The following is a 15,087-nucleotide window of genomic DNA, read 5'->3' as shown; positions in this document are numbered from 1 at the left end:
GCTGCCGAGCGCCGCGTCATGCCGTCAGCAACTGCTCTGACCAGCCGGCTGCGGATATCCATCGAAAGAGGTCGCGTCATACAGGCTGGCCTCCTTCACCAGCCTGTATCTTGAATCACAAACCTACCCCCGCGGGAATCCCCTACGATTCCGTCAGCTGAGAAACTGCTCTAGCGGCCTTTCCGGTACACTCCCGGGTCTGCTGCAAGCGCCTCTTCGATCCGCCGGTGCGCGTCCAGCCGCCCGTCGTCCATCTCCTCGACCACCAGTTCGAGCGTCTCGCGCCGGACCGGGATCGCCTGGGCCACCGGTGTGCCGGCGGGCAGAACTCCTTCGAAGTCCGGGTCGGTCCAAAGGGCGGGAAAATGCACCAGCCCGTCGCGCCAGCGGTCGCAATCCACCAGACCCGACAAGGTGCGGAACGGCAGATCCTCGCGGTTCAACGGGTGAGTGAACAGTACCGACCAGCCCTCGGGAACGTCGACCGTCCAGAAATTGGTGAACTTGATCACGAACCGGCCGGGCGGCAGGCGGAACGGCGCGCCGGTCGCCTGCTCGGGCAGGTGGAGCCCGATAGGTGACCTGGTGTGGCCGACCTCGGCATGGCGCGGCGCGTCCCAATCCCAGGACAATTGACCGCCGCGCACTGTCAGATCGGCCGCCAACGGGAACAGCACGCCGGTGCCGAGCGCGTCGATCAGCGGCGGGCAATGCTTGAGAGTGCGCACCTCCGCGCCGGCCAGCGCGTCGGCCGGCACCGCCGACGGCATCGACTTCAGCCAATCAGGCAAGGCCGAACGGGCCGGCACCGGGGCCGGGACACGCGACGAGAAACCGGGCAGGCAGCGCACCACGAACCGCATAAGGGGCACTGGACCAGCCGGCGGCGCTGCGGTCAACCGGAGGCGAGGCGAGCCAGTTCGCGTCGGCGCGCGGCGGCCCAGATCAGGGCGGCAACCACCGTCAGCACCACGAACAGCACGCCGATCGCGTTGACCATCGGCGACAGGCCAAAGCGCATGCGCGAGCCTATCTCGGTCACCAGGGTCCAGGAACTGCCGATCGCGAAGAAGGTGGTGTTGTAGTTCTCGATCGACTGCAGGAACGAAATGAACGCGGCGGTCAGGATGGTCGGCATCAGGAACGGCAGAGTAATGCGGCGGAACACCAGCACCGGCGATGCGCCGAGGTCCAGTGCCGCCTCCTCCAGCACCCGGTCCTGGCGCTGCAGCCGGGCCATGAACATCAGCATGCAGTAGGACGCGATGAAGGTCGCCTGGGCGACGGCGGCGGTAAACAGCCCGGCTTCGACCCCGAAGGTGTCGCGCCAGAAGATCATGGTGGTCACGCCGAGCACGATGCCGGGGGTCAGGATCGGTGACACCAGGATGGTGTACAGCGTCGTGGTGGAGCGCGACTGCAGCCGGGTCAGGATCAGCGCTCCCGACAGGCCGAGCGGGATGGCCAGCACGATCACACCGGTGGCAATCAGCAGCGAATGCCCGAGACCCTGCACGAACCGCTGGTCACGCGGCAATTGCCGGAACCAGTCCAATGTAAATCCCTGCCAGTCGGTTGCGGACGGGGTCGGCGAGGCGTTGAAGGCCGCCGCCACCATCAACAGCAGGGGCAGGAACAGATAGGCGAAGAACACCGCCAGATAGGCATTCAGAACCGCATCGCTCCAGTCCCGGCCGGTGGAGGGTCGGGCGGCGGGAGCCGCAGCGGCGGGGGTGGCGGTCTCGGCGGTCATTTCGCGATGTCCCGGATGCCGACCTTGAACAGGCCCATGACCCCGAGCACGAACACCACGCAGGCGACCAGCAGCACCAGCGCATAGGCCGATCCCTGGTTCCAGTTGTTCGACTCGAAGAACCGCTGGTAGATCACCTGACTGAACCAGTCGGGATGCAGGCCGCGGCCGACGATCTCCGGCGCGGCGATCGAGCCGGCCGACAGCATGAACGTCATCACCGCGCCGACCGCGATTCCGGGTTTGGCGTGTGGCAGCACGACCCGCCAGTGGATCCGCCAGGTCGACGCGCCCAGATCCCGTGCCGCCTCGATCTGGTTGCGGTCGAGGGTCTCGATCGTGTTGTAGATCGGGAACACCATGAACAGGATGTAGGCATAGACCATGACCGCGAAGACCGCGCCATTCGACGCCACGAACCGCATGCCCTCGCCGGCGGCCAGGTCGATCAGGCCGAGGCTGTCGAGCAGCCGGTTCAGCACGCCGTGCTTCTCCAGAATCATGATCCACGAGAAGATCCGCAGCAGCTCGTTGATGGCGTAGGGAATCACCAGCCCGAGCATCAGCAGGGCCACCCGTTCGCTGCTGCGCGACGTAGCAACCGCGTAGGCGACCGGATAGCAGGCGAGGAACGCCAGGATCGTCACGCACAGCGCGTACATCAGCGTCGACAGGAAGATCTTGGCGTGGATCGCACTCATGCTGGTGAAGTTGCCCAGCGCATATCCGGTGCCGCCGGCCTTGATCTCCTTCTCCCGGACCTCCAGCTCGGCGATCCGGGCCTGCAGTTCGGCCTTTTCGGCCTTCAGGGCGGCGGTCCGGTCAGGGTCGCCGCTGACGGCGCCGGTCGACGAGGCGGATGGGGTCGCGAACGGTGACGGGGCTGACGGCTTGGCAGGCGACGGTGACGGGCTGAACGGCGATGGGGCCGTCGGCGTTGCCGGGCCCGCCGCGGCCCGCTCCAGTTCCTGGTCGATGGTGAACACTCGGGTGTAGGAGCGGTCGATCTCGACGCCGACCCGGGCGGCTTCGTCGCTGTAGCGGTCGACCACGAAGGCCCGCTCGATCATGCGCAGCTGCGGCACCACGATCAGCGCCACGATCCACAGGGCGGTCAGGCCCAGGAAGATCGTGGTCAGGCTCTTGCCGTAGATCCGGATCAGGTCACTCACGGGCGACATCCCCGGCTCGCATGACGACCGCGTCGTCGGCCTGGAAGCTCACCCGCTGGCTGCCGGACACGACGTCGCGCCCGCTGCCCGCATTGGTCAGGTGCACGGCGATCGGATGGTCGCCGGCGCGCAAGTGCAGGTTCACGAACGATCCTTCGAGGTCGCGCCGCTCCACCTCCGCGTCGATCCGGTTGTCCGGGTCGGAAGCCCCACCGTTCATCAGCGAGACCCGCTCCGGGCGGACGAACAGCAGGGCATCGTCGCCGACCGACAATATTCCCTGGGAAGCCCCGCGCAGCGGCCCGACGGCGGTATCGACGACCGCCCGTCCGTCGCTCACCGCGGAAACCCGGCCGTGAAAGACGTTCTGCTCGCCGACGAAGGTCGCGACGAACGGCGTCGCGGGTCGGTCGTAGATCTCGTCGCCGGTGCCGACCTGCTGGACCCGGCCCTGGTTCATCACCGCGATCCGGTCGGACATGGTCAGGGCCTCGCCCTGGTCATGGGTGATGTAGATGAAGGTGACGCCGGTACGGCGCTGGATGTCCTTCAACTCGGCGCGCATGTGCTGGCGCAGCTTCAAGTCGAGGGCCGACAGCGGTTCGTCCAGCAGCAGCACCGCCGGCTCGACCGCCAGCGCGCGCGCCACCGCCACCCGCTGGCGCTGGCCGCCGGACAGTTCGGTTGGCTTCTTGTGGCCCTGGTCGTCCAGTGCCACCAGGGACAGAAGCTCATTGGCCCGCCGCTTGCGCTCGGCCACCGGGACGCCACGCGCCTCCAGGCCGAAGGCGACGTTCTCCCAGACGGTCATCAGCGGGAACAGCGCGAGGTTCTGGAAGATCAGCGCGGTCGGCCGGCGGTTCGGGCCGAGCCCGGCCATCGGCACCCCGCCGATGGCGATGCCGCCCGAACTGGGATCGAGAAAGCCGGAGATCATCCGCAGGATCGTGGTCTTGCCGCAGCCCGACGGGCCGAGGATCGAGAAGAACTCGCCTTCCTGCACCGTCAGGTCGGTCGGATGAACGGCCGTGAAATCGCCGAAGCGCATCGACACGTCCGAGAGCACTACGTCATTGCCGCGCATCGCTGTCGGGTCTCCGCCGGTTCCGTGCCCCGTGCCGGGGAATGACGGGCCGCGGTTGATGTCCCGCGGCCCGTCCGATCAGATCAGTGCCGTCAGGCGTTGGTGATCCGGTCGACGTATTCCTGGCGCACGGTCGCGAACCAGGGCGTGTCGGCCTGCCACCACCAGAGGTTCGCCAAAGTCTTCTCGTTGTAGACCTCGTTGAACTGCTTGGCGTACTCGTCACCGGCATGGGCGGCGGCGCCGACCGCGGCCGAGTTGTAGCCGGTGTTCTTGGAGAACATGCCGGCCATCTTCGGGTCGAACATGGCATTGATGAAGGCGTAGGCCTGTTCGAGGTTGGCCGCACCGGTCGGAATGCCGATGGAGTCCATCCAGGTGATGCCGCCTTCTTTCGGCATCCGGTACTTCCACTTGGGATCTTCCCGGTTCAGCAGGAGGCCGGTGGTATCCCAGGTCTGGCCGACGGCGGCGCCGGCCTGCTTGAAGGCATTGGTCGCCTCGGTGGCGTTGTTCCAGAACGCGGCGATGTTGCCCTTGCGGGCGACGATGTACTTGGTCACCGCTTCGAACACCCGGCGCATGTCCTCTTCGGACTTGTACAGGTCGAGCGCGCGGTTGGACTTCACCTCGCCGGTGGCGTCCAGATAGATGGCGGTGCCGACCAGCACCGACTTCTGGCGGAACGCCGCCTTGCCCTTGGCTTCCGGCGTCCACATGGTGCCGAACGAGATATCGTCGTCGCTCAGCTTGAACACGCTGGAGTCGAAGGTCATCGCCTCGGTGCCCCAGTCGAACGGCAGCAGCATGCGCTTGCCGCGGTAGGTGGCGCCGAGCTGCACGGAATCGCGGACCATCGACGGGATGATCCGGTCCATCTTGACCTTGCTCTCGTCGAGCGGCTGCAGCAGGTCGTCCGGATAGTACTGCGGTCCGTTGGTGACCGACGGGAAGATGACGTCAAAGCCCTTGCCGCCGGCGGCGCGCAGCTTCTGAACGGCTTCGTCGTTCGATCCGAAAGTCGACAGGTTGACGGTAATGCCGGACTCTTTTTGGAACTTTTCGACCATGTTCGGCTGAACATAATCGCCCCAGGCGAACACGTTGACCGTGCCGGACGAGGCCAGCGCATCGTGAGCGCGCAGGACTACAGGTGCGGCGAGCGCCGAGGCGGCCACGGCGGCCGAACCCCGGAGTACGGTACGACGGGTGATCTTCATCATGATCGCAACCCTCATTCAGTGACGGACGGTACGGAGGGCGGGCCCGCCCCCCTTGGGCACAGCCGCGCGATCCGACGCCGGCAGATAGCTTGCCGTGTGCGACACCGAAATTACAGAGGAATGATGTTTTCGTTAACGAACTTGTGCGGATGGCCAGGTCAGCGTCCGGACAACAACCATTCGGTGGCCGATGCCTCGTTCGAGAACACGCCGGCCCCGCGGGCTTTGCCGCCGTCCCGGGTCACGGCCCACAGCTCGGCGAGCGCCCGGTGTCCGGGCTTGTCCCCGACGATCAGGGCCGTTCGATGTGTCGGATACCGTTTGGCGGCTTTATACGCCTGATGGTCGCTCAGAGTGTGGATGTCGATCTCATCGAATTCAGCGTCAACACAGATGATGAGGACACGGGTCTGAGCCGTGACCGCCGGCAGGCGGTTCGCGGTGTCCTGCCCGCTGTTCATCAACTGCAGCGTCAGACGCCCGCTGAACTCCAGTCGCAGCAGGTCGTCCGATGGCAGGTACTCGACCTCAAAGCTGCCTTGTCCGGGATCGCTCACCGGTCATCCTTCCCGATGACTTGCCGCCGGTCCGGGTCATACCCGCAGCAGCGACGGTGGATTAAGGCTGACAGGAACCAGCCCGGTGGCGGCATGGCGTCGTGACAAACCGGAGAACCGCGATAGATCCAGCCGATCCGCCTCGGACTCCAGCTTGCAGACATACAGCAACCACAACATGACAGAATCACTGTTTCGCCGGAACGGCAACCAGATCCGGTCGTGAGTGATCGTGAATCCGTTCTGGGTTTCCATCACGCGCTTGGTCCATGTGGGGGCTGCGCGCCGCCCCAGGCGACGGAAATGCTCAAGCAGGACGCTTGGCGTCGACGCATAGACGCCCTCCGAGACGAAGCGGCCGGTGAGGTCGACGCCGGCCTGCTCGGCGATCCTGGTGCCCACCAGCCGGTAACGAATGTCTCGGCCGCCGTCGATCACATCGTACAGGCAGATCCACCCCATCCACGGCAGCAACGAGATCGGGTCGATGCTGGGCCAATCGGGAAGGTCGGTTCCGACACAGCCTAGCGACTTCCACCACACCATCAACGCGCGGGCGTCGGGCCGCGGGCAGTCTTCCGCCGGCAACATCGGCGCCATCTCGATGCCGTCGACCTTGTCGAGTGGATCAGTCAGTGCGGATGTCATCGCGAACCCTTACGTCATAGTGCCGAATCGGGACCGTCATAGCGCAATCCCATTAAGGCGAACTTAACGACGAGATAGACTCGCGATGGTGGTAGTACAGGAGTATGCAGGCCGGAAATCGAGCTATCAGCCTTGCCGATGAGGGCTGCGCTGATACTCGTCCAGGGCCTGCGGCATGATAGCGTTCAGGTTGTCGATCCGCGAGCCGGGCGCCGGGTGCGTCGACAGGAATTCCGGGGGCCGGCCGCCGCCCGCAGCTTCGAAATTGCGCCAGAGATCGACCGCAGCGCGCGGATCGTACCCGGCGCGGGCCATCAGCATCAGGCCGATGTGATCAGCTTCCGATTCCTGCGACCGGGTGAACGGTAGGATCAGCCCCAGGGTCGACGCCTGTGCCAGGACCTCGGCCATGCCGGGATACTGCGCCCCGATTGCCTGTTGACCGGCCTGGACCAGGGCTTGGCGCGATACCCGCTCGGCGCTGTGACGGGCGATGGCATGGCCGACTTCGTGGGCCATCACGGCGGCCAGTTGATCCTTGGTCTTGGCGACCTTGAACAATCCCGTATTGACCCCGACCTTGCCGCCGGGTAGCGCGAACGCGTTCGGCTCCTCGTCCTCGAAGACCGTGAACTCCCACGCCAGATCGGGCTGGCCGCTGACGGCGGCGACACGTCGGCCGATCTCCTGGACCGGCCCGGTATATCGCGGATCGTTGGAGACGCCTTTCTCCGACTTGATCTGCTGATAGGCCTCCACACCCATCTGTTGCGCCTGGCCTTCAGGCAGCAGGATAAGCTGCTGGCGCCCGGTGACCGGCGCGTTGGTACAGGCCGCGACCATGCCGCACAGGACGAGAGCCGCCGACAGGCGGCGGGAAGGAACGAGGCTCGACAGCATCGGGGGGACTGGCATGGACGTCCTTCGCGCGTTCACATGGGCATCGACACATCCCACAACGCGGTGGCCGGATCGTGGTTCCGGCCCGGCCCTCAGTCCACCGAGGGCATCAGTGATCCGTGGGGTCACCGCGATTAAGCCGGTCGGGCAGCGGCGTGCCGGCATCCACGAACGACATCGACGCGGAGTTCAGGCAGTAGCGCGCGCCGGTCGGCGGCGGTCCGTCCGGAAACACATGGCCGAGATGACCGTCGCACCGGGCGCAGCGGTTCTCGATGCGCACCATGCCGTGGCTGGTGTCGCGCAGGTTGGTGACGTGGTCGCTGTCGAACGGCTGGAAGAAGCTCGGCCAGCCGCTGCCGGACTCGAACTTGTGCTGCGACGAGAACAGCGGCAGCCCGCACAGGCGGCAGACGTAGGTTCCCGCCTTCTTGTTGTCGAGCAGGGTTCCGCAGAACGGCCGCTCGGTCCCGTGGTGCAGCAGAACGCGCACCTCCTCGGGGTCCAGCCCGGCAGTCAGGCTGCGCATCTGATCCTTGCTGGGCGGCTGAAGGCTGTATCCGGCAGCGGACACATCGGGTCGCTTGGTGGCGGCGGTATCGGTCATGGCGGATCTCCCTGGCGCTCAGGCGCCGGCTTTCTCGGACTTCAGCCGCTCCGGATAGGTGCGGCGCAGCTTTTCCACCTTCGGGGCGGAGACGTAGGCGATGTAAGGCTGCGCTGGATTCCGCGCGGCGTAGTCGAAGTGGTACTCCTCGGCCTCGTAGAACGCATCCAGAGGCTCGACCGTGGTGACGATCGGCGCGTCGAACACCCCGGCTGCGTCAAGCTGGGCGATGTACGCCTCGGCGACCCGCTTCTCGTCGGCATCGGCATAGAACACCGCCGAGCGGTACTGCGGGCCACGATCGTTGCCCTGACGGTTGAGTTGAGTCGGATCGTGGGCGACCGAGAAGAACACCTTCAGCAAGGCACCGAAGCTGATCAGGTTGGGGTCGTACGTCACCCCGATCACTTCGGCATGCCCTGTGGTGCCACTGCAAACCGTTCGATAGTCGGCGGTCTCAGCCGTGCCGCCGGCGTAACCGGGACGCACGGAACGCACCCCGGTCAGTTCCTTGAACACGGCCTCGGTGCACCAGAAGCAGCCACCGCCCAGCACCGCGACGCGATCACCGGTTCCGGCGCTCGGCAAGTCAACCGCGGGATCGGGAAAGGATGACGGGATCATGGACTTGCCTCCAAACAGCCATTGGAACATTGGGTACCTCCGGGCCGGTTAATGCAGGGATCGACCGATAGGATACTCCGGAGAAGCGCGAGGCGTGGCTTCACAGCATGTGGGACGTGTAAGGGATGTGTCGAGGGGCGTGCGACGCTGATCGTGAGTATGGGATATGGTCGGCACTCGTTGCGGTGATGCTGATGCGGCGCTGGCGGATGTGGAGTGGAAACTGAATGTCGGAGAATCCCGGCCTCGCCCGGGCGCAAGAGATCGAGGCGTCCGCCCAAGACCCGGCTTTGCGAGACCTGGTCCGCTATTGGATCAGAATCCATCCTGGCACCCGTCTTCCGGGGCGACAGGATTTCGACCCGCTGGACATCCCGAAGGTGCTGAAGCATCTCGTTCTGGTCGATGTCGAACGTGATCCTTTTCGATTCCGGATCCGCCTGATGGGAACCGCGGTCGTTGACGCGTTCGGCAATGATTTCACCGATTCGTACCTCGATGAAGTGTTCGAGAACTTCCATCAGACCTACGGCAGCATGAACCGGATTGAAACCGCCAAGACCGGCATTCCGACGTATCGGCACGGCAAAGCCACCATGCCTTTCAAACTGGATTTTGCCCCGATCGAAGCCGTGCACCTGCCGCTGGCTGCCGACGGGCGGCTGGTAAACCTGATTGTCAGCATGACGATTCATATGGCGAAGAATGACCGAACGGTCGAGAAATGAGCGGATTGGAATGGAGACACTGACCCATGCGCCAACCCGTTATGCAGCCGCTGGCGGATTATCATGCCTATCCCGATGACGCGATGCAGCGCCGTGCTCGGGAGTTCGCGGACAACCTGAAGCGCCGCCGGACCGTTCGCGACTACGTTGCCCGCGACGTCCCGCGGGAGGTTCTGGAGCATTGCCTGCGCGCCGCGGCGTCCGCACCGTCCGGCGCCAACATGCAGCCCTGGCATTTCGCGGTGATCACCGACCCGGCGGTCAAGCGTCGGATCCGGCTGGCGGCCGAGGAGGAGGAGCGGGAGTTCTACCGGGAGCGCGCGCCGCAGGAGTGGCTGGAGGCCCTGGCGCCGCTCGGTACCGACGAGCACAAGCCGTTCCTGGAGCACGCCACGCTGATCGCGATCTTCGCGCAGCGTCACGGCGCGCTGCCCGACGGCCGCCGAGTGAAGCACTACTACGTCGCGGAGTCGCTCGGGATCGCGACTGGCTTCCTGATCGCGGCCCTGCACGATGCCGGCCTTGCCACCCTGACCCACACCCCGAGCCCGATGGGCTTCCTGAACGAGATCTGCCAGCGGCCGGAGAACGAGAAGCCGTACCTGCTGCTGGTGACGGGATTCCCAACGCCGGACTGCCGGGTGCCGGAGTTCGGCGGCACCCGCAAGCCGATGGACGAGGTGACCAGCTGGTTCTGAGCGTCGGTCAGGCGATCGCCAGATTCAGGCGACCGCCAGATAGGGTGTCACCGCCAGGCCTGCGAAGATGGCGGACACCGGCAGGTCGGCCTCGCTGTACCAGTTCGCCTGATGCAGCAGGTTGATGGTGCCGAGCATCCGGTCGCCCGAGACCACCGGCACGTTCAGCACGGAATCGCAGCCGAGCGAGGCGATCAGTTCGTGGTCGAAGAACACCGCCCGGATGTGGTCGGCGGTGTAGCCGATATACGGCTTGCGGCCGTGGATCACGTGACCGGCCCAGAAGGTCGGGTTCAGCGCCTTGCGCCCGCCCACCGGGTAGCTGGCCGGCTGGTTGGTGTAGACCCGTTCCGACTCGCCGCTGTCGGCGTGGAAGCGCAGCACGGTGAACAGCTTGTGACCGATCGCGGCGTCCATGGCCCGGTCGAGCGCGGTGAACGCCGCGGCCGGCTGGTCGGCGGCGGCGAGGGCACGGGCGGCGGCTTCGAGATGCGGCAGCGGGTCGATGGATCCGATATGGCTCATGTGGGTTTCTTCTCTTCGGTCAATGTGATCTGAGGCTGCCGTTCGGGCAGCAGGCCATCCGGCCTGAGGCGCAGGATCAGGATCAGCGACCCGCCGATCAGCATCTCGCGCAACGCCGCCACCTGCACCGGCTGCAGGCCCGGCACCACCTCGGTGATGAACCGGGTGGACTCCATGAAGAACACCACCAGAAGGCTGCCGAACACCGCGCCGTAGTTGTTGCCGGTGCCGCCGGCGGTCAGCGCCAGCACGATGTAGATGGTGATCAGCGGCACGAAGCCATCCGGCGCGATGTAGGAGATGTAGTGGCCGTACAGCGCGCCGGACAGGCCGATCACGCCGCAGCCGAGCGCGAAGGCCTCGACCTTGAAGCGGATCACCGTCTTGCCGGCGACGGCGGCCACCTGGTTGTCGTCGCGGATCGCGCGCAGCACCCGGCCGTAGGGCGAGTGACGGACTCGCTGCAGCAGGAAAACGGCGATGGTGACGACGACCGCCACGATCGCCAGGAAGATCAGGTTGAAGGCTTCCGGCGTCACCTCGCCACGCCAGGGACCGGGAATGCCCGAAACCCCGTCGGTGCCGTTGGTCAGCCAGATTTCGTTCGAGGCGGTGATGCGGACCACCTCGGAGAACCCAAGCGTGACGATGGCAAGGTAGTCACCGCGCAGCTTGGCGGTGGTCAGGGCCATCACCACACCGGCGGCAGCGGTGCCAAGCATCCCGGCGATCACCCCGAGCACGATCGGGACCCCGGCAAGCTTGGTCAGCAGCGCCGAGACGTAGGCGCCGAAGGCGAAGAAGCCGACCAGACCGAGATTGATCATCCCGGCCATGCCCCACACCACGTTGAGGCCGAGGGCCATCAACCCATAGAGGCCCGTGAAGACAAGCATGGCGATGAGGTAGTTTTCCATGCCCGCCCCTCAGAATGCCCGTTCGCCGAGGATGCCGCGCGGACGCAGCGTCAGGACCAGCAGGATGGCGAAGAATCCGACCGCCGAACGGTAGGCCGGGTCGAGCACCAGCAGCGACAGTTCCTCCGCGACCCCGATGGTCAAAGCGCCGATCACCGCGCCGGGGATGCTGCCGAGCCCGCCGACCACTGCGGCGGCAAACACCGTCAGGATCACCCGGAACCCGGTCAGCGGGTCGATCGAGGTGTCGAGCCCCAGCAGCATGCCGCCGAGGCCGGCCAGCCCCATGCCGACGAAATTGACCAGCCGGCCGATGGTCACCGAATCGATGCCCTTGATCGACGCCAGCGTCGGGTTGTCGGCCACCGCCCGCATCGCCTTGCCCATGCGGGAAAAGCCAAGGAAGGCGAAGAGGCAGGCCATGGCGATCACCGCGATCACCAGGTTCTCAACCTGCTGCGGACTGACCCGCAGGTCGCCGAACCGCCAGTCGCGCAGCACCGGCAGGTCATAGCCGCGCAGGTCGTTGCCAAACCAGAACCGGACGACGTTCTCCAGCACGATGGTCAGCGCGACCGACGCGATGGCGGTGGCCAGCGCCCCGGTCGGCCGCATCGGCTTCAGCACGACCTCGTCGCAGATCACCCCCGACAGCCCGGTCACCAGGAACGCCACCGCGACCGCCACCGGGGCCGGAAGGCCGAAGGTGACGTTGGCGACGTAGCCCGCGAAGGCTCCGATCGTCACCTGGGACGCGACGCTGAAATTGGGGAACCGCAGCACCGCATAAATCGCGGTGAATCCGATGGCCGGGACCGCCAGAATGGTCCCGGCCATCAGCCCGTTCAGCACGAGCTGCGCAACCTCGCTCAGCATGGACGGTGCGGCGCGACGCGGCTCAAGCGATCTTCAGGAGCTTGAAGGCTCCCTTCTCCACCTGCTCGTAGCGGAAGTTCGTGGTCAGGATGTCGCCGATGTCATCGAAGTCGCAGGCGCCGCTGGCACCCTCGAAGTTGATGTCCTTGCCGGCCGCCAGCGCCTTCAGGCCGTCGACCACGTCGTCGACCTTCTCGCCCGGGCCTTGCGAGATCGACCGGACGGCGTCCTTGATCGCGGTGCCGCTCGAATTGCCGGCTTTGGCGATCGCCAGGCAGACCAGGCTCGCCTGGTCGTTGCACTGGCAGGAATACGGATCGAGCACATCCTTCTGCAGGAACGTGGCCAGCCGCTTGTAGGCGTCGGAGTTGATCGACGGCGACGGTGCGACGGTGTACGTGCCCTCGGTCACTTCCGGCGGCAGCGATTCCAGAAGCTTCTGGTTGACCGCATAGGCCTGGCCGACCTTGCCGCCCTCATAGCCGGCCTTGTACAGCTCACGCAGCACGATGGTGACGTCCGGCGTATAGCCGTTCAGGTAGATCATGTCCGGCTTGGCCTTCAGCGCCTGATCGATCTCCGAGCGGAACGAGGTCTTGTCCTTGTCGTAGATCACGCCGCCGATCATCTCCGATCCGCCGGCCTTCAGCACCTCGGTCAGCCGCTCTTGCGACGGCAGGGCGAACGGGGTCTGGGCCGCCAGCACGAAGACCTTCTTGTTGCCGAGCGACAGCAGGAACTCGCCGAGCCTCTGGATCTGCAGGTGGGTGTTCGGCTGGGTGCGGATCAGATAGCCCTGGTGCGGCAGCTTGGTGATGGTGTCCGATCCGGAGACCGTGGTGATGAACACCTTGCTTTCCCAGCACAGCGGCGCGACCGCCGTGGTCACCGACGACGCCCAGGTGCCCATGATCGCCGAAACCTTGTCGACGTCGATCAGCTTGCGGGCGGCGCGCACTGCGGCGTCCGGGTTGGTCTGGGTGTCCTCGCCGGCCAGCTCGACCTTGCGGCCGTTTATGCCCCCGGCACCATTGACCCGTTCGATCACGCCCTCGATGGCGCGGCGCATGGTCGGGCCGTAGGAGCCACCGGCTCCGGTCAGCGGGTTGAGCGCGCCGAGCCGGATCGGCTCCGACTGCGCGCGAACGATGGATGGAGCCGAAAGACCGGCGACCGCTGCCGCCGTTCCCAACAGTACCTGACGCCGTGACGGATACGAGATGATGGACATGACCGCTTTCCCCCTTCGGTTATGCTGCCTCACCGCCGAGGAACACCCGGCGTACGCTCGGATCGGCCGCGAGATCGGCAGCCGTTCCGGTCATGCTGTTCCGCCCGTCGACCAGGATATACCCGCGCGCGGCGATGGATAGGGCCTGCAGGGCGTTCTGTTCGACCATGGCGATGGCCACGCCCTCGGCGTTAATGGCCACGATGGTCTCGAACAACTGCTCGGCAGCGATCGGCGACAGGCCGGCCGACGGTTCGTCGAGCAGCAGCACCGCCGGCTCGACCATCAGCGCCATCGCCATTGCCAGGATCTGGCGTTGCCCGCCCGACAGGGTGCGCGCCATCTGCCGGCGCTTCTCGGCCAGGATCGGAAACCGCGTCAGGATCCCGTCGATCCGCTCGGCGGTGCGTGACGGCTCCACATAGCCGCCCATCTCCAGGTTCTCTCGCACACTCAGGGTGCCGAAGACGTTCTGCTCCTGCGGCACGAAAGCCAGACCGTGGCGGGCGATCTCGCGTGGCGGGTGGCCGTGGATCGGCTTGCCGTCCAGCATGATGGTGCCGCGGCTCGGCTTGAGGATGCCGGCGATCGCCTTCAGCAGCGTCGACTTGCCGGCGCCGTTCGGTCCGATGATCGACACGATCTCGCCGGCGTTCACGTCCAGGTCGACGCCCTTCAGGATCTCGTCGGCGGCGGAATAGCCGGCGACCACGCCGGAGACGGTCAGGAGGCCCATCGGCGTCGCCCCATATAGGCGTCCTGCACCCGTTCGTCGGCGGCCACCTCGGTGAAGCTGCCCTGTGCCAGGTGCCGGCCCTCGGCCATCACGATGACCGGGTCGCAGAGGCGGGCGATCATGTCCATGTGGTGCTCGATCACCAGGAAGGTGATGCCCTCGGCGCACAGCGACTTCAGGTGCTCGGCGATCTGGTTGGCCAGGGTCGGGTTGACGCCGGCGATCGGCTCGTCCAGCAGGATCAGCTTGGGATCGGTCATCAGCGCCCGGCCGATCTCCAGCAGCTTCTTCTGCCCGCCGGACAGGTCGGATGCCGGGTTGTTCAGCACATGGCCCAGGTTGAGGCGGCGCCCGATGGCGATGGCGCGCTGGCGCACCTCGTCCTCGCGGGCGGCCTGATCGCGGGTCCACAGCAGAGCCTTCCAGAGCGTCTCGCCCGGCTGGCGGGCGCCGTACAGCATCAGGTTCTCCAGCACCGACAGGCGTGGAAAGCCGCGGGCGATCTGAAAGGTGCGGACCAGGCCGGACTGGGTGATCTGCTCCGGCCGCCAGCCGGTGATGTCGCGTCCGTCGAAGGTAACGCTGCCGGCGTCCGGCGGCACAAGCCCGGTGACGCAATGGAACAGCGTGGTCTTGCCGGCCCCGTTCGGCCCGATCAGGCCCGTGATCGTGCCGGCCTCGACCGTAAGGTCGACACCGGACAGAGCTTGCACTCCGTAGAAGCCTCGATGAAGTCCGCGGACGTCGAGCAGGGCCATGAAGACGAGGCTAGCGTGAATTCTCGGATATGCGACAGCGTTTTCTGAAC

At 66.0% G+C, this 15,087-nt stretch carries 18 protein-coding genes; 2 read left to right on the top strand and 16 right to left on the bottom strand.

What is annotated here, in order from left to right:
• Positions 1 to 170: 170 nt before the first annotated feature.
• From RIC54_RS13525 to msrA, 10 genes are all read right to left on the bottom strand, one after another.
• The gene (locus RIC54_RS13525) at positions 171 to 872 is read right to left on the bottom strand and encodes a hypothetical protein (RefSeq protein WP_350091106.1); all 702 of its coding nucleotides are present in this window, start codon (positions 870 to 872) and stop codon (positions 171 to 173) included.
• A gap of 23 nt (positions 873 to 895) precedes the next feature.
• Positions 896 to 1,753: an ABC transporter permease gene (locus tag RIC54_RS13520; RefSeq protein WP_350091103.1), complete on the bottom strand. Its 858-nt coding sequence runs from the start codon at positions 1,751 to 1,753 to the stop codon at positions 896 to 898.
• Complete coding sequence (locus RIC54_RS13515; protein ID WP_350091100.1) at positions 1,750 to 2,925, bottom strand: ABC transporter permease subunit; 1,176 nt, start codon at positions 2,923 to 2,925, stop codon at positions 1,750 to 1,752. Before RIC54_RS13515 ends, RIC54_RS13520 begins: the two co-directional genes overlap by 4 nt.
• Positions 2,918 to 4,009: an ABC transporter ATP-binding protein gene (locus RIC54_RS13510; RefSeq protein WP_350091097.1), complete on the bottom strand. Its 1,092-nt coding sequence runs from the start codon at positions 4,007 to 4,009 to the stop codon at positions 2,918 to 2,920. The genes RIC54_RS13515 and RIC54_RS13510 overlap by 8 nt, the downstream gene beginning before the upstream one ends.
• 92 nt (positions 4,010 to 4,101) lie before the next feature.
• On the bottom strand, positions 4,102 to 5,232 hold the full coding sequence (locus RIC54_RS13505; protein ID WP_350091094.1) for an extracellular solute-binding protein: 1,131 nt from the start codon (positions 5,230 to 5,232) through the stop codon (positions 4,102 to 4,104).
• A 158-nt stretch (positions 5,233 to 5,390) separates the two neighbouring features.
• Entirely contained in the window at positions 5,391 to 5,789 is a 399-nt protein-coding gene (locus RIC54_RS13500; protein WP_350091091.1) for a hypothetical protein, read from the bottom strand.
• 36 nt (positions 5,790 to 5,825) lie between these two features.
• Positions 5,826 to 6,437 carry a PAS domain-containing protein gene (locus RIC54_RS13495; protein ID WP_350091088.1) on the bottom strand — a complete coding sequence of 204 codons (612 nt, stop codon included), beginning with the start codon at positions 6,435 to 6,437 and terminating at the stop codon, positions 5,826 to 5,828.
• Between the two features lie 126 nt (positions 6,438 to 6,563).
• Positions 6,564 to 7,352 (bottom strand): M48 family metallopeptidase, encoded by a 789-nt coding sequence (locus RIC54_RS13490; RefSeq protein WP_350091085.1) that lies wholly within the window; start codon positions 7,350 to 7,352, stop codon positions 6,564 to 6,566.
• Between the two features lie 94 nt (positions 7,353 to 7,446).
• Complete coding sequence (gene msrB / locus RIC54_RS13485) at positions 7,447 to 7,944, bottom strand: peptide-methionine (R)-S-oxide reductase MsrB (protein WP_502989675.1); 498 nt, start codon at positions 7,942 to 7,944, stop codon at positions 7,447 to 7,449.
• A gap of 18 nt (positions 7,945 to 7,962) precedes the next feature.
• Positions 7,963 to 8,568 carry a peptide-methionine (S)-S-oxide reductase MsrA gene (gene msrA, locus RIC54_RS13480; protein WP_350091082.1) on the bottom strand — a complete coding sequence of 202 codons (606 nt, stop codon included), beginning with the start codon at positions 8,566 to 8,568 and terminating at the stop codon, positions 7,963 to 7,965.
• A gap of 227 nt (positions 8,569 to 8,795) precedes the next feature.
• Here msrA and RIC54_RS13475 point away from each other — a divergent pair, with 227 nt between their 5' ends.
• A complete protein-coding gene (locus RIC54_RS13475) occupies positions 8,796 to 9,296 on the top strand; it encodes a PAS domain-containing protein (protein WP_350091080.1) in 501 nt (166 codons plus the stop codon).
• A 26-nt stretch (positions 9,297 to 9,322) separates the two neighbouring features.
• Positions 9,323 to 9,994, top strand: a complete 672-nt coding sequence (locus RIC54_RS13470; RefSeq protein WP_350091077.1) for a nitroreductase family protein — start codon at positions 9,323 to 9,325, stop codon at positions 9,992 to 9,994.
• A 24-nt stretch (positions 9,995 to 10,018) separates the two neighbouring features.
• Here the strand turns inward: RIC54_RS13470 and RIC54_RS13465 are convergent, their stop codons facing one another.
• From RIC54_RS13465 to RIC54_RS13440, 6 genes are read right to left on the bottom strand one after another with little or no spacing between them, the layout of a single operon-like run.
• Positions 10,019 to 10,519: a GAF domain-containing protein gene (locus RIC54_RS13465; protein ID WP_350091074.1), complete on the bottom strand. Its 501-nt coding sequence runs from the start codon at positions 10,517 to 10,519 to the stop codon at positions 10,019 to 10,021.
• Positions 10,516 to 11,436, bottom strand: a complete 921-nt coding sequence (locus RIC54_RS13460) for a branched-chain amino acid ABC transporter permease (protein ID WP_350091071.1) — start codon at positions 11,434 to 11,436, stop codon at positions 10,516 to 10,518. The genes RIC54_RS13465 and RIC54_RS13460 overlap by 4 nt, the downstream gene beginning before the upstream one ends.
• 9 nt (positions 11,437 to 11,445) lie before the next feature.
• Positions 11,446 to 12,312, bottom strand: a complete 867-nt coding sequence (locus RIC54_RS13455; protein WP_350091068.1) for a branched-chain amino acid ABC transporter permease — start codon at positions 12,310 to 12,312, stop codon at positions 11,446 to 11,448.
• Positions 12,313 to 12,334: 22 nt separating this feature from the next.
• Positions 12,335 to 13,543: an ABC transporter substrate-binding protein gene (locus RIC54_RS13450; RefSeq protein ID WP_350151096.1), complete on the bottom strand. Its 1,209-nt coding sequence runs from the start codon at positions 13,541 to 13,543 to the stop codon at positions 12,335 to 12,337.
• A gap of 19 nt (positions 13,544 to 13,562) precedes the next feature.
• Positions 13,563 to 14,279, bottom strand: a complete 717-nt coding sequence (locus RIC54_RS13445; protein ID WP_350091062.1) for an ABC transporter ATP-binding protein — start codon at positions 14,277 to 14,279, stop codon at positions 13,563 to 13,565.
• Entirely contained in the window at positions 14,267 to 15,037 is a 771-nt protein-coding gene (locus RIC54_RS13440) for an ABC transporter ATP-binding protein (protein WP_350091059.1), read from the bottom strand. Before RIC54_RS13440 ends, RIC54_RS13445 begins: the two co-directional genes overlap by 13 nt.
• Positions 15,038 to 15,087: the final 50 nt, after the last annotated feature.

The sequence above is a fragment of the Thalassobaculum sp. genome (genome assembly GCF_040219215.1).
In the GTDB taxonomy this organism is placed as follows: domain Bacteria; phylum Pseudomonadota; class Alphaproteobacteria; order Thalassobaculales; family Thalassobaculaceae; genus Thalassobaculum_A.
Note: the sequence above shows the minus strand (reverse complement) of the source record. Positions and strands in the feature narration are given on the sequence as shown.